Raw genomic sequence first — 15,021 nt, 5'->3', positions numbered from 1 at the left:
TTATCTTGAAATTAATAGCTATTTAAAAAGTAAATCTGAATAATATGGAGGTTACCTTACACATAGAAAATATGGTTTGCAATCGGTGTATCAAGGTCTTAAAACAAGAATTTGAGCAACACCAACTTGCACTTAAAAACATTGAGTTAGGTAAAATAACTTTAGATATTAATGAAGATACTGATTTAGAAAAAGCTAAAGATATCGTTGATAGAAATGGTTTTTCGATAATAAATACTCAGAAGCAAAAAATTATTGAGAATGTAAAAATTTCGCTTATTAAGTTATTGGATAAGCTTCCTTTAAAATTAGATAAAAAACTCTCTGCTTATTTAGAAGAAGCTATACATCTAGAGTACTCAAAAATTAGCAAAACATTCTCTACCGTTGAAACAATAACCATAGAAAAGTATTTTATAAGACTTAAAATAGAGAAATCTAAAGAACTCATACAGAGCGACAAATACAACTTTACTGAAATAAGTCAGTTATTAGATTATAACAACATAAATCATTTTAGCAGGCAGTTTAAAAATGAAACTGGAATGAGTCTGACCGATTATAAAAAAGATCAAAGAAATACAAGAAAGTCACTAGACCAAATTATATAACTAATAACCATAATTATGACACTGTAAAGGAATTATATATTATAATTTTATAGTACTTAATAATTTACAATAAAGGCATCATAAAATGAAGCATATATATCACATAAATGGAATGAGTTGCAATGGCTGTCGCGGTCACGTGGAAAAAACCCTAAATCAAATTGAAGGGGTTACCAATGCTTCCGTAGATTTAGAAAAAGCGGAAGCAACCATTGAAATGGAAAACCATATTACTCTTGAGGCGTTGCAAGCTGCCATGAAAAAGGACGGTGGTTCGTACAGTATTCATAATCTTGAAGATAAATCGAAAGTTACAGCCACTGCTAAGAAAAATAAAGCCGCTAAAAAGTCAAAAACTGGTAATGAAACAGGAACATATTATTGTCCTATGCATTGTGAGGGTGATAAAACTTACGATAAAACTGGTGATTGTCCTGTTTGTGGGATGGATTTGGTAGCAGAACAAAGTCTTACAACTTCTAATTCGGAGCAATGGACATGCCCTATGCATCCTGAGGTTATAGAAGATGAGCCAGGGGATTGTCCTATTTGTGGAATGGATTTAGTTCCTATGCAACCTGAGATTTCTTCAGAAGAAAAGACTTATAAGAAATTACTCAAAAAATTCTGGATTGCACTCGCATTTACAGTACCGATCTTTCTGATTGCTATGAGTGAAATGATTCCAAACAATCCATTATATGAAATAATGAATCAAAAGTGGTGGAACTGGGTACAATTTACTCTTTCTATTCCTGTAATATTCTATGCCACTTGGATGTTTTTTCAACGTGCATATAAATCGATCATAACTTGGAATTTAAACATGTTCACCCTTATCGGAATTGGGGCAAGTGTAGCGTGGTTATTTAGCTTCTTCGGAATGCTATTTCCAGATTTCTTTCCTACACAATTTAAAACAGATTCTGGAGCTGTACATGTCTATTTTGAAGCTGCTACGGTTATACTAACCTTAGTATTAATGGGACAAGTATTAGAGGCAAGAGCACATAACAAAACAAATAGCGCTGTAAAAGAATTATTAAAATTAGCTCCTAATAAAGCAATCCGTGTTATTGATGGAAATGAAGAAGAAGTTGCTATCGATAAAATTAAAAAGGGAGATATTTTACGAGTTAAACCAGGAGATAAGATTCCAGTTGATGGCGTAATAACAGAAGGAAATTCTACGGTTGATGAATCTATGATTTCTGGAGAGCCTATTCCTGTTAATAAAGAAGTAGAAGATAAAGTGAGTAGCGGTACTATTAATGGAAATCAATCTTTCTTAATGAAAGCAGAAAAAGTAGGAAGCGATACCCTCCTATCTCAGATAATTCATATGGTAAATGATGCTAGTCGCAGTAGAGCTCCTATCCAAAAGTTAGCAGATACTATTTCTAGATATTTTGTTCCCGTAGTAGTTCTTATTTCCATTATAACTTTTATTGTTTGGGCAATTTGGGGGCCAGACCCAGCCTATGTTTATGCGCTAGTAAACTCCATTGCTGTATTGATTATTGCGTGTCCGTGTGCGCTAGGCCTTGCCACTCCAATGTCGGTTATGGTTGGTGTTGGTAAAGGTGCTCAAAACGGGGTTCTTATTAAGAATGCAGAAGCATTAGAACAGATGAATAAGGTAAATGTTCTGATCGTTGATAAAACGGGGACTATTACAGAAGGGAAACCTACAGTTGATAAAATTGGAACTTTTGGTTCTAACCATGAAGAAGATGAAATACTACATTTTATTGCTTCTTTAAATAGTTCTAGTGAGCATCCGCTAGCAGAAGCTACTGTGAAATTTGCCAAAGAGCAACATGTGAAAATTTCAAAAACAGACAAATTTAATGCGGTTACAGGAAAAGGTGTAGAAGGAATTGTTGATGGAAAGAAACTTGCTCTTGGAAATGCTAAAATGATGGCATATGCAAATGCTGATTTATCGTCAGAAATAAAAGAGGAAGCACGTTCTTATCAGCAAAAAGGAAAAACAGTTTCCTACCTCGCTATTGATGGAAATATAGAAGGTTATGTTGTAATTGGTGATAAAATCAAGAAAACGAGTGCAAAAGCTATTAAAAATCTTCAGGGAAAAGGAATTTCTGTGATTATGCTTACTGGAGATAATCAAGATACAGCAAAAGCAGTTGCAGAAGAACTTAACTTAACGGACTTTAAAGCTGGAATGCTCCCAGAAAACAAATTAGAAGAAGTTAAGAAGTTACAAGACGAAGGAAATATAGTAGCCATGGCCGGTGATGGAATTAATGATGCACCAGCATTAGCAAAAAGTGACGTTGGAATTGCAATGGGAACAGGAACAGATGTAGCTATTGAAAGTGCGATGATTACTTTAGTAAAAGGCGATTTACATGGAATTGTAAAAGCAAGAAACCTTAGTGATGCTGTTATGAAAAACATCAAACAAAATCTATTTTTTGCATTGATATACAATACATTAGGAATACCAATTGCCGCAGGTGTGTTATTTCCTTTCTTCGGAATATTACTCTCACCGATGATTGCAGCATTAGCTATGAGTTTTAGCTCAGTTTCTGTAATTGCAAATGCTTTAAGATTGAAGAATGTTTCTATTGATTAATTATTAGTTTGAAATAAAACTTTGCCTATTCTGATTATAAAAAAGGAATTATGAAAAAAAATGTATTGTTTATTGGCCTTGCTGTTGCTATTGGGGTCTTACTGGGTTGGTTAATTTTTAGCAACCCAACCAAGGAAACCAATACTTCTGCACATGATCATGAAAATGAATCTGTAGAGCAGCTATGGACGTGTTCTATGCATCCGCAAATTATGCAGCATGAACCTGGCGATTGTCCTATTTGTGGAATGGATCTTATCCCTGCGGAATCTAGTTCAGATGACCTCTCCCCCAATGAGATTTCTATGACTGAAAATGCAATGGCATTAGCAAACATTCAGACCAGTATCGTAGGAAGTAAACAATCTGAAAATTCGATTTTAAAACTGTCTGGAACAATTAAAGCTGATGAAGACAAAACCCATACGCAATCTGCTCATTTTAATGGTCGAATTGAAAAGTTATATGTAAAATCTCTTGGAGAAACAGTAGATAAAGGCCAAGCTTTAGCTGTTGTTTATGCTCCTGAATTAGTTAGTGCTCAGCAAGAATTAATTACAGCATATAAAATCAAAGATGTGCAACCTGGGCTGTATAATGCCGTAAGAAATAAGTTGAAAAACTGGATGATCTCAGATAAATATATCGATGAAATTATAAGCTCTGGAACTGCTAAAAGTAGATTTACATTACATTCCCATGTTTCTGGAGTTGTTACTAGTTTAAATGTATCTGAAGGAGGACATATGATGGATGGAATGGCAATATTTCAAACTGCAAACCTTAATACTGTTTGGGGAGTTTTTGATGCTTATGAAAAGGATATTCAGTCTCTAGAGAAAAATCAGAATATAATTATCACGTCTAATGCATTTCCTGATAAAACTATCGAAGGAACAATTTCTTATATCGATCCTATTTTAGATAATGATACCCGTACTGTCGAAGTTCGTACCGTTATTAACAACAAAGACAACAAGTTGAAGCCAGGAATGTTTATCGAAGCTTCGGTGAAAATAGATCCTAAACTATCTGAAAATTCAGAAATAAAGGTTCCTTCTTCTGCGGTTATGTGGACAGGGAAACGGTCTTTAGTATATGTAAAAACAAGTACTGATAAACCCATTTTCGAAATGAGAGAAGTGTCCTTGGGAAAAAAATTCGGAACTGATTACGCCATAACAAGCGGTCTTGAAAGTGGGGAAGAAATTGTTACCAATGGTACTTTTACCGTAGATGCTGCTGCTCAATTGCAAGGCAAAAAGTCTATGATGAATAAAGAAGGTGGCAAAACAACAACTGGTCATGAAGGTCACTTAGGAATAGAAACTGATAACAGTAAAACTAAAAACTTAGAAACACCTTCATTTCAAAAGTTTCAAAATCAGCTTTTAATAGTTTTAAATTCTTATATAGTGTTAAAAGATGCTTTAGTAAATGATGACTACAATAATGCAAAAGATGCAGCATATAGCATTGAAAATAACTTAAATAAAATAGATTTAGATCTTTTAGAAAATAAAGATGCTCGAAATACATGGACACCTATCCAAAAAGAGCTACAATCTTCTGTAAAAGCTATTGCTGATGCTTCAGAAATCAAAGAGCAAAGAAAGTATTTTAAAGAGCTCTCTGATGATATGATTAAAAGTTTAACGCTGTATGGAGTTCATAAAAAAGCCTATACTCAATTCTGTCCAATGGTAGATAATAATAACGGCGCTTCTTGGCTTAGTTTCAATCAAGAAATAAGCAATCCCTACTATGGAAAAGAAATGTCCAACTGCGGTGAAATCATCCAAACATTTGAATAATACATTATATTTCCACAAACAAAGGCTCAGAAAACACTTATTTTTGAGCCTTTGTTTTAATTAAAAAAGGCTAAAACATAGTTTATTTCTTCCGTAATTTAATTTTCATACTTGATTCTTCTTAAAATTGAGTCTAAACTATATTTAGAAAATACTCGAAAATAAACGTAAGGTATCGGTATGTAAACCGACTGATATTGTATGTAATAATCATTTATAAAACAACTTCTTATAAGTGATTTCTATATCGGGAATTTCCCCGAAATCAATTAATATTTTAATAAAATGAGTCCATTCAATTTAATCATTGGCCTTTTCGCTATGCTTATGGTTTGTTCTGATTATACAAATGAAATTTCAGAAATGCCATTACAACATACGGAAAAAGTCAAGCAAAACAAGGAAGATAAAATTATGAACATCACACAAAATACTATGATGAATCACTTTTTGAATTTGGTGATTTCTAAAGATAAAAAGGTATTAGAAAATGCAATTACTGCTATTGATGAAAACTGGCAAGAAGGATATGAAATCATGCTTATCGAGTCTATCTACTTCTCAAGAAATTCTGACCTTATATTAAAGTTAATAAGCTTGCTAGAAGAAAAGACAGATCAAAAATTTGGTTACGATTTCGATAAGTGGTTCCATTGGCTTTGGAATAAAGATGCTAATTATCAAGATGAATATTTCGAATACAAAGCAAAAGTACATTCGCTAATAGACCTAAAATTTAGAGGCTATTTTGAAGATAGAGCTTCAGAAAGTACAATCCGATTGGATGAGGTACGTTGGGGAGGTGTAAAACAAGATGGTATTCCTCCACTTCGCCAGCCAAAAATGATTACTAAAAATGACGCTAACTATTTAAATGATAGTGATATTGTATTCGGAATTGAGGTAAATGGAGATGCTCGTGCCTACCCAAAACGAATCTTAGCATGGCATGAAATGTTTGTAGATAATGTAGGTGGTATTGATGTTGCTGGAGTCTACTGTACTCTCTGCGGAACTGTTATTTTATACGAAACAGAAGTAAATGGCGTAAATCATGAAATTGGAACAAGTGGCTTTCTATATCGATCTAATAAATTAATGTACGATAAAGCAACCCAATCTTTATGGAGTACCTTAGAAGGAGAACCCGTAATTGGCCCATTGGTTGGTAAAGGCATTAAATTACCCTATAGAAGTGTTGTTACAACCACATGGGGCGAATGGAAAAAGCGACATCCAGCTACGCAAGTTCTATCATTAGATACAGGCTTTGAAAGAGATTATGGAGAAGGAAAAGCATATAATGATTATTTCTCTACTGATAAATTAATGTTTACCGTTCCTAATGAAGATACTAGTGAACTTAAAAATAAAGACGAGATTTTATCTATTAGACATGCTAGTTTCCCAAAAGAGAACATAGCCATTTCTAGCAAGTTCTTAAAGAAAAACAGCATTTATGAAACTAGCATTGGGAATATTGAATTAGTAGTGCTAACAGACAAATCTGGAGCACATCGTGCATACCAAACAAATGGTTTAAAGCTAGTAAACTTCCAATATGAAATGAGTGTAATTGATGTTACAGGGAAAATTTGGAATATTACTGAAAATAAATTAATTGCTGAAGATGGTAGTATTTTAACACGTTTTGCTACACATAATGCTTTTTGGTTTGGATACAAAGCTGCTTTTCCAAACGTGAAATTAATTAAATAAGTCAACAAGTAATAGTAGATAATACTATGTAAAAGCCCTTTAAAGCTACATGCCTTAAAGGGCTTTCTTTTTATATTAATTTTAATACATATAGCAGCCAATCTATATTGGTATGCCAAAAAAAGAAGATTGTACTCTAATATGCACCTTTGATTATACGCTCTATTTTGATGTAAGATTATAAAATTTACCCAAGATAACTGATATTAAACAGCAATTAAATAGTAAATAAGTACATACGATGGCAAAAAAAGAACAACTATAAATAGTATTTAATTTCTATTTTCAAAAAATATTTAATCTGAAATTAAATAATATAAGGAAGGGAGTCAACTAAAGTATAGTATCAAGCTTATAAATTGGTTACATAACTATAAAACAAAAATCACATGAAATATTCATTTAAGTACGTATTAATTCTGGCTGTAGTGGCTATTGTAAGTGTCATCTCTTGCAAAAATAAAGAACAAGTGTCTGTAAATTCAAATAGTGATGAAACTAACTTCGATGAGAAAACAAATTGGATCTTACTAGATATAGAAGATGCATTAGAAAATGAAAACGCTTATACTTGGGATTTTCAATCAAAACACTTAGGCCTTTTCAAAGTTCAAATCCTTTATAATGGAGATATTCCTTTAAAAGATACTTTGGTAAGCATGTCTTTTAATGAAAAAACATATGAAGCATCTATCAAAAAAACTCGTGTCGATTACGCTAATAATTCAATTTTTGAGTTTAGAGCACCTATTGACTTTAACCAAAGAGGTTCACAACAAATTGAAATAAAAACAAGAGCCCCATTCAAGCAACTTAGAATTGTCCCTGATGTCAAGAATCAAATAGGCTCAGGGAAATATCATAAGGAATGGTTACAAATGCATCAATCCCCAGAAAAGCAAAAAACCTTAAACTGGTTTAAAGAAGCTAAATTCGGTATGTTTATACATTGGGGCTTGTACTCACAAACAGCAGGAGTATGGAAAGGAACACAAATTAAAAATGCTCCATACCCAGGACCAAAGCCGTCAGAATGGCTAATGCATTCTTTTAGAATTCCTAGAGAAGAGTATAAAGAACTAGTAAAAACTTTTAAACCAGATAAATCCTTTGCAGAAAACTTTGCAAAACTTGCCAAAAATGTTGGTATGAAATACGTGGTAATTACATCTAAACATCACGATGGTTTCGCTATGTTTGATTCTGAAGTTTCTGACTATGATATCACTGATGCTACTCCTTATGATGGAGATATTATTTTAGAATTATATGAAGCGTGCTTAAATGAAGGTATAGAATTTGGAGTTTACTATTCTCTTGGAAATGATTGGTTTAATGGTAGTGATGGCAATTATAATAATACTAAGTATATTAATGATTCTTTAGGTTTACTAACTCACAAAATGGGTAAGAACTTATGGGATCCAAGCCCAAACACACATGCTGAATATCTAGAAACAAAAGCATTGCCACAAATAACCGAGCTTATTAAAAGCATGCCTAAACTACGCTTAATTTGGTTTGATGGTACTGGATTTATAAATGAAGATCAATCGTTTAAATTTTACAAACAGGTCTATAATTCTAATCCAAATATACTCGTTAATAGAAGAATTGGTTGGGGTTTTGGAGATTATACAGATACAGGTGATAACAATATTCCCGCTTCAGGTAAAACTTTAGAAAAATACTTTGAAACCTGTGGCACAACAAATAATTCTTGGGCATATAAAGTCTATGACAAAGACTGGAAGTCTCCTGGTGAATTACTCTACTATTTTGTGGATATTTTATCAAAAGGCGGTAACTATCTACTTAATATTGGACCTGATGAACTTGGTAATGTTCCAAAGGAGAGTAAAGTACGTTTGCTCGAAATGGGTGACTGGATTAAAATTAATAGTGATGCTATTTACGGAACAACTCCTTGGAAAATAAAGCGAGAAGGCCAATCAGAAATTCTACTAGAGGGAACAAGACATAGAGAAATAAAAGGTTTTTCTAAAACTTTTACTGAAAATGACTTCTGGTTCACTGCCAAAAAAAATAAAGTGTATGCAATTTCTTTAGTGAATCCCAAAGAAAAAATTTCTATTAAATCATTAAAAAAAGATAATGGCTCTATAAAAAGTGTTAGAATGTTAGGAACTGATAAGACCATTTCATGGGAACAAACAGATTCCGCTTTAGAAGTTGATTTGAATAAAATAGAAACTAATAAAAATGGATATGCTCTTGAAATACAATTTTAAAAGCTTAAATTTTTTTCTAATTACCATTACTGCCTTAATTAGTATTACTGCATATTCTCAAAATGTTGAGGATAGACCTAATATTATTTTAGTAATGACAGATGATCAGGGATGGTTTGATGTAGGTTATAATGGAAATAAAGTTGTAAAGACTCCGTTTTTAGATGAAATGGCTGCTCAAGGAATTATACTTGATAGGCTCTATTCAGCATCAGCTGTTTGCTCCCCTACCCGTGCCAGTGTTTTAACAGGGAGAACTCCATTTAGATTAGAAATTCCATATGCAAACCAAGGTCATTTAAAAGAGAAAGAAATTACACTTCCAGAAATCTTAAAAAATAAAGCCCAATACACTACTGGACATTTTGGAAAATGGCACTTAGGCACCTTGACTAAAACAGTTAAAGATGGTAATCGTGGAGGAACAATAAAAGGAGAGCAAGAATATAGCATTCCAACTATGCATGGATACGATACTTATTTGTCTACAGAATCTAAAGTTCCAACATATGATCCAATGGTTTACCCAGCAGTATTTGAAGATGATGAGAATATGATCGATGGATGGAGAGCAGTAACGAAAAATGAAGCTACAAAAAATTATGGTACAGCATACTGGGTAAACGAAAATGAAGTTGTTAAAGACAATATTGAAGGATCGGATTCTAGAGTTATAATGGATCGAGTAATTCCATTCATTGAAAACGCAGTTAGCAAAAAAACACCCTTTTTCACTACAATATGGTTTCACACGCCTCACAGACCATTAGTTGCAGATGATGAACAACGAAACCAATACAAAAATTTAAGTTTAAAAGAACAACTATACTACGGATCAATATCAGCAATGGATACACAGATGGGAAGACTTTGGCAAACTATTAATAAGCTCGATATTGATGAAAACACAATCATTTGGTTTTGTAGTGATAATGGACCTATACATCTTGAAAATAGTGCAGGTGAATTTAGAGGAGGCAAAAGAGATTTATTTGAAGGTGGCGTAAGAGTTCCAGCTTTTGTTTTTTGGAAAGGGCATTTTAAAACTCCTAAAAGACAATATTCCCCAATGATAACTAGTGATTATTTACCAACTATTCTAGATATTTTAAATATAGAGTATCCTGATAATAACCGAGTTTTAGATGGAGAAAGCATGCTAAATATTTTGGATGGAAAAGAGAACGTAAGAAAGGAGCCTATTGGTTTCCTTATTAAAGAAAAAATGTCATGGGTAAACAGTCAATATAAATTATACAGTCCAGATAATGGAAAAACCTATGAACTCTATGATTTATTAAATGATAAATCTGAAAAAAATAACATCATAAATGAAAAACCGTTAGTTGCCTCAAAAATGAAACAAGAATTGAGTGCATGGAGAGCATCGGTAGGAAAAAGCATTAACACAGGAAATTAATCCAAAATATTTTTATTTATAATTATGAGTTTAAAGACATTATCTATAGCCATACTTTATCTTCTAGTTACAACAAGCTGTAACGAAACTAATAACCAAAAACCGAAAGAAAAATTACCAAATATCGTTATCATATATGCTGATGATATGGGTTATGGAGATTTAGGAATCCAAAACAAAGACTCCAAAATATCAACTCCAAATCTTGATCAATTAGCACGTGAAGGGATGCGTTTCACAGATGCCCATAGTTCCTCTGCGATATGTTCTCCAAGTAGATTTGCTCTATTAACTGGGTCTTATCATTGGCGAAGACAACATGGTATTGTTCAAAGTTTTGGCAAGCCTTTCTTTAAGGATAGCGATTATACGCTACCACAAGCACTTAAAACTAAGGATTACACTACCGCTTGTATTGGCAAATGGCATTTAGGATGGGATTGGGAATTCAATAATGAGCCTACTAAAATAAAAAGAGGAACACGTTTTATTGATTTATATGCTGTAGAAGATGTAGATTGGGAAAAACCTATTGCAGGAGGACCACTGGCTAGAGGTTTCGATTACTATTTTGGTGATGGAACCATAAATTTCCCTCCTTATGCTTGGGTTGAAAATGATCGTATAATAGAAGCTCCTACTGAAGCCATGAAGGATCCTGAAGTTTTACCCAAAGAAGGTGTGTGGGGATTTAGACCAGGACCTAAAGCAAAAGAATGGAATCCTTTTGAAGTACTACCTAAACTAACAAAAAAAACCATAGAATGGATTGGTAACCAAGATAAGAAAAAACCATTCTTTTTATATCTATCACTTCCTTCTCCACATGAACCGATTGTACCTAATGATGAATTTGATGGAAAATCAAAAGCGGGAGCATACGGTGATTATATGGTTCAAACAGATTGGGTAGCTGGAGAAGTTTTAAAAGCTATTAAATCAAATGGATTTGAAGAAAATACCATTATAATATTTACTTCTGATAATGGACCGGAAAATACAGCATGGAAACGTGCCGAAGAATATGGACATTTTAGCATGGGAGATTTTAGAGGTCTAAAACGTGATGTATGGGAAGGCGGTCACCATGTTCCCTTTATAGTTAAATGGCCAGGTAAAGTAAAAAAAGGAACGGTTTCTAATGAAGTAATTTGCCAAACAGATATCATGGCTACTTTAATGAATATTACTGAAGTAGATATGCCAGAAAATGCTGCCCCAGACAGTTATAACTTCACTCCAGTATTAGAAGGTAAAACATATAAAAATGAACCTTTAAGAGAAGCAACTGTTCATAACACTCTTAAGTCTAGATGGGCTCTTAGAAAAGGAAACTGGTTATATATAAATAATAAAACAGGTAGTCAAGTGCCGATGCCTGTATCCTTTAAAAAGTTAGGAGGATATTCAGATTTTGATACTGAAGAATTACTTTTTAATATGAAAGATGATCAGGAGCAAAGGGTTAATTTATATAATGAACATCCAGAAAAAGTTAAAGAAATGAAAGACTTGCTAGAAGAGTATAGAACAGGAAAACAAACTAGAAAAGCGCCTTTATAGCGAGCTATCTATATACAGATGTTACATATCAATTGATACAAAATAAAACAATATGAACAAACTCTTTTCTATAATCACAATTTTAATCTTGCTTACTTCGTGTAATTCGAAGCAAAAGAATACAAGAGATAAGGAAAGTGAAACAATAACAAACATACAACGTCCTAATATTATATTAATTTTCGCTGATGACTGGGGCTATGGTGATTTAGGAATTCATGGAAGTAGTTTTTGTAAAACTCCCAACCTTGATAAAATGGCAGCTGAAGGGATTGACTTTCAAAATTTTTCTGTAGTTAATCCAGTTTGTTCCCCTAGCAGAGTTGGAGTTATTACGGGGCAGTATCCAGCGAGACAAAGTGTGCATGGCCATTTTGCTACTGTTGCATCACATATAAAAAGAGGAATGCCAGATTGGTTAGATCCAAAAGCTCCATCCTTACCTCGTATGCTTAAAAGTGCAGGGTATAAAACTGCTCATTTTGGGAAGTGGCATTTAACAAATACGCACGTAAAAGATGCTCCATCTCCCTTAGAATATGGTTATGATGAATATGGAGCTTTTAATTTACCTAGTAATTTACATCAAATGCATGTAGATTCTACATTATATAAAACCATAGATTTTGCCAAACGTAATAAAGAGCAACCATTTTTTATTAATGCTTGGATTCATGCAACTCATACTCCACACTATCCAAAGAAAAAATACATGGATAAGTTTTCCCATCTAGATGAACAAAAACAAGTTTATGCTGCTGTAGTTGCAGAATATGATGATCGTATAGGAGAACTTTTTAAAACTTTAAAAGAAATAGGAGTCGATAATAACACTTTAGTTCTTTTTTCATCAGACAATGGTCCAGAAATAACTGGAAATCATCTCAAATCTGATGATAATTCTACAGGCCCAGGCTTAGCTACTTACTATTCAGTAGGAGAAACAAATGGGTTAAGAGGACAGAAACGCTCTCTATTTGCAGGGGGAATACGTATTCCATTTATTGCAAGATGGCCTGGCACTATCCCTGCTGGGGTAATTGACAAAACAACAGAACTCACTACGGTTGATTTATTACCCACTTTTTTAGATTTAGCAAGTGCAAAGTTTCCAAAAGGCTACGAACCTGACGGCGTTAACATTGTAGATGCCTTAAAAGGCAAAGGCTTTAAGCGAGATAAAGCTATTTATTGGAACTGGTTGTTTGCCCCTAATAAACCTAATTTTTGGCCAGAAGCTGGAATTCAAGAAAACAATTGGAAGTTGTTAGTAAGTTATAAACTAGGAAAAACCGAACTTTATAACATTACTTCTGATTGGGCAGAACAAAAAGATGTTTCTCTAGAATATCCTGAAAAGGTAGAAGAATTATTAAAAAAACTTAAAACTTTTGAGAGTACATTACCAAAAAACCCACCTGCCAATACGTTTTCCAAAGAGAGAGAAACACTATAATCAATTTTCAAATTGTATCTTGCTTACTAATTAAACTTAAAAATGAAAACAACATTAGTATACCTTTGCATTATGATATCACTATTTGGAAAAGCTCAAGAGCCTGTAACACCTACAGAATCGATTTACGATATTTCGATTAACAGTATTGATGGCAACAAAATTGATCTAGGTGTTTATAAAGGAAAGAAAATACTATTTGTAAATGTAGCTTCAGAATGTGGTTTTACTGGTCAATACAAAGGGCTAGAAGAATTATATGAAACCTATAAAGATAACCTAATGATTATAGGAGTTCCTTGTAACCAATTTGGTGGTCAAGAACCTGGTAATGCTGAAGAAATCCAAAGCTTTTGTCAAAAAAACTATGGTGTACAATTTCTAATTACTGAGAAAGTGGATGTAAAAGGTAGTAATCAACATCCACTTTATAGATGGCTTACAGAAAAATCTGTAAATGGATTGAAAAATTCTTCTGTAAAATGGAATTTCCAAAAATATCTTGTTGATGAACAAGGAAGATTAATAGATTACTATATGTCGACTACCAAACCGTTAAGTACTAAAATCACTAAAAACTTAACGCTCTAGAGTAACGTCACTTTCTATTACACCATTTTTATCAAAAATTTCATCTTTATGGCATTTCATAAAATGATCACAGTATAAACAGATGTTTTTGAGTTCTTGGTTTTTGGCCTCGGCTTCCGATTTAGAAACTCCCAATTCGATTCCCATTTCCAAAGGTTCTCCTGCATTTAAAGCTTTAAAAACTGCATTATTAGAAGCCCTTTTAAGAACCTCAGATACTTTTTCTTTGCGGGCATCTCCCATTGGAAAATGAGTTCCTGGGCAACATGGATTTATTCTCCAGAGTTGAATACTTATCTCCTGAGGAATATCATCATATCCACCTAGAAAATTTCGTGCACCAGAAAGTATAGAACAGAAGTTATGATTGGGATCTTTAAGGTAAATATCATTTTTCATGGCCTTTCCTCTAGCCCAATTTCCTCCTAGCCACATATCTTCACTAGCGCCCCAATATCCCCAACTCAATGGATTTTCTGTTAAATAGTGACCACCTTCTATTAAAGGGTCTTTTTCTGTTCCAATAACTCCATGCCTTTCAAAAATGTCTGAAAGCTCCATCAAACGACTTCCAGCCTTTTTGTGATACCTATCAATACTTGCAATATCAAAGCGCTTTACTCCCTTTTTTATAAGTGTTGCTAACTTTTCATCCGTCATTAAATCTCCATTGGTTTGCAACATTATCTGAGTCTCTTCCCCATATTTTAAAGCAAGTTTATCAAGTACTGCATACAACAATTTAATATCAGCCATAGGCTCTCCCCCACTTAAAATCAGTCGATCTATTTTGGCAGGCATATTATCGATTATCTTCATGCAATCTTCCTCACTAATTCTGCTACCAAAAGGGCTAGAGTCATTATAGCAATGGTCACAATCGTCGTTACATAGTTGAGTAAACACCCAATAAACAGATTGCACATGATTAAAATCTTGTAACATATAATAGTCTATTTTTTACTAAATTGACCTCATTAGGTACAACTT

At 33.3% G+C, this 15,021-nt stretch carries 10 protein-coding genes; 9 read left to right on the top strand and 1 reads right to left on the bottom strand.

Annotation, left to right across the window (positions count from 1 at the left end):
* Positions 1-44: 44 nt before the first annotated feature.
* The 9 genes from ACN0TY_RS08150 (at position 45) to ACN0TY_RS08110 (ending at position 14,031) form a co-directional block, all read left to right on the top strand.
* Entirely contained in the window at positions 45-611 is a 567-nt protein-coding gene (locus tag ACN0TY_RS08150) for a helix-turn-helix domain-containing protein (protein WP_417444074.1), read from the top strand.
* Positions 612-696: 85 nt separating this feature from the next.
* Positions 697-3,216, top strand: coding sequence for a heavy metal translocating P-type ATPase (locus ACN0TY_RS08145; protein WP_417444073.1), 2,520 nt, complete (start codon positions 697-699; stop codon positions 3,214-3,216).
* 50 nt (positions 3,217-3,266) lie between these two features.
* A complete protein-coding gene (locus ACN0TY_RS08140) occupies positions 3,267-5,030 on the top strand; it encodes an efflux RND transporter periplasmic adaptor subunit (protein ID WP_417444072.1) in 1,764 nt (587 codons plus the stop codon).
* A 285-nt stretch (positions 5,031-5,315) separates the two neighbouring features.
* Entirely contained in the window at positions 5,316-6,749 is a 1,434-nt protein-coding gene (locus ACN0TY_RS08135) for a DUF3179 domain-containing protein (RefSeq protein ID WP_417444071.1), read from the top strand.
* A 389-nt stretch (positions 6,750-7,138) separates the two neighbouring features.
* Entirely contained in the window at positions 7,139-9,001 is a 1,863-nt protein-coding gene (locus ACN0TY_RS08130) for an alpha-L-fucosidase (protein ID WP_417444070.1), read from the top strand.
* Positions 8,985-10,421, top strand: a complete 1,437-nt coding sequence (locus ACN0TY_RS08125; protein ID WP_417444069.1) for a sulfatase — start codon at positions 8,985-8,987, stop codon at positions 10,419-10,421. The genes ACN0TY_RS08130 and ACN0TY_RS08125 overlap by 17 nt, the downstream gene beginning before the upstream one ends.
* A 24-nt stretch (positions 10,422-10,445) precedes the next feature.
* Positions 10,446-11,984 (top strand): sulfatase family protein, encoded by a 1,539-nt coding sequence (locus tag ACN0TY_RS08120; protein ID WP_417444068.1) that lies wholly within the window; start codon positions 10,446-10,448, stop codon positions 11,982-11,984.
* 52 nt (positions 11,985-12,036) lie between these two features.
* Positions 12,037-13,440 (top strand): sulfatase-like hydrolase/transferase, encoded by a 1,404-nt coding sequence (locus ACN0TY_RS08115; RefSeq protein ID WP_417444067.1) that lies wholly within the window; start codon positions 12,037-12,039, stop codon positions 13,438-13,440.
* Between the two features lie 72 nt (positions 13,441-13,512).
* Entirely contained in the window at positions 13,513-14,031 is a 519-nt protein-coding gene (locus ACN0TY_RS08110) for a glutathione peroxidase (RefSeq protein WP_417444066.1), read from the top strand.
* Here the strand turns inward: ACN0TY_RS08110 and ACN0TY_RS08105 are convergent.
* On the bottom strand, positions 14,020-14,976 hold the full coding sequence (locus ACN0TY_RS08105) for a radical SAM protein (protein WP_417444065.1): 957 nt from the start codon (positions 14,974-14,976) through the stop codon (positions 14,020-14,022). The genes ACN0TY_RS08110 and ACN0TY_RS08105 overlap by 12 nt on opposite strands.
* Between the last annotated feature and the right edge of the window lie 45 nt (positions 14,977-15,021).

The sequence above is a fragment of the Joostella sp. genome (assembly GCF_048266025.1).
GTDB lineage: Bacteria > Bacteroidota > Bacteroidia > Flavobacteriales > Flavobacteriaceae > Galbibacter > Galbibacter atrarenae.
The sequence above is the reverse complement of the archived record's forward strand: the minus strand, read 5'-3'. Positions and strand labels throughout refer to the sequence as shown.

Excerpts from the sequence above, each read along its gene's own strand:
- ACN0TY_RS08105 (WP_417444065.1), bottom strand. The coding sequence starts at position 14,976 with ATGTTACAAGATTTTAATCATGTGCAATCTGTTTATTGGGTGTTTACT.
- ACN0TY_RS08130 (WP_417444070.1), top strand. The coding sequence starts at position 7,139 with ATGAAATATTCATTTAAGTACGTATTAATTCTGGCTGTAGTGGCTATT.
- ACN0TY_RS08145 (WP_417444073.1), top strand. The coding sequence starts at position 697 with ATGAAGCATATATATCACATAAATGGAATGAGTTGCAATGGCTGTCGC.
- ACN0TY_RS08115 (WP_417444067.1), top strand. The coding sequence starts at position 12,037 with ATGAACAAACTCTTTTCTATAATCACAATTTTAATCTTGCTTACTTCG.
- ACN0TY_RS08135 (WP_417444071.1), top strand. The coding sequence starts at position 5,316 with ATGAGTCCATTCAATTTAATCATTGGCCTTTTCGCTATGCTTATGGTT.
- ACN0TY_RS08150 (WP_417444074.1), top strand. The coding sequence starts at position 45 with ATGGAGGTTACCTTACACATAGAAAATATGGTTTGCAATCGGTGTATC.
- ACN0TY_RS08140 (WP_417444072.1), top strand. The coding sequence starts at position 3,267 with ATGAAAAAAAATGTATTGTTTATTGGCCTTGCTGTTGCTATTGGGGTC.
- ACN0TY_RS08110 (WP_417444066.1), top strand. The coding sequence starts at position 13,513 with ATGATATCACTATTTGGAAAAGCTCAAGAGCCTGTAACACCTACAGAA.
- ACN0TY_RS08120 (WP_417444068.1), top strand. The coding sequence starts at position 10,446 with ATGAGTTTAAAGACATTATCTATAGCCATACTTTATCTTCTAGTTACA.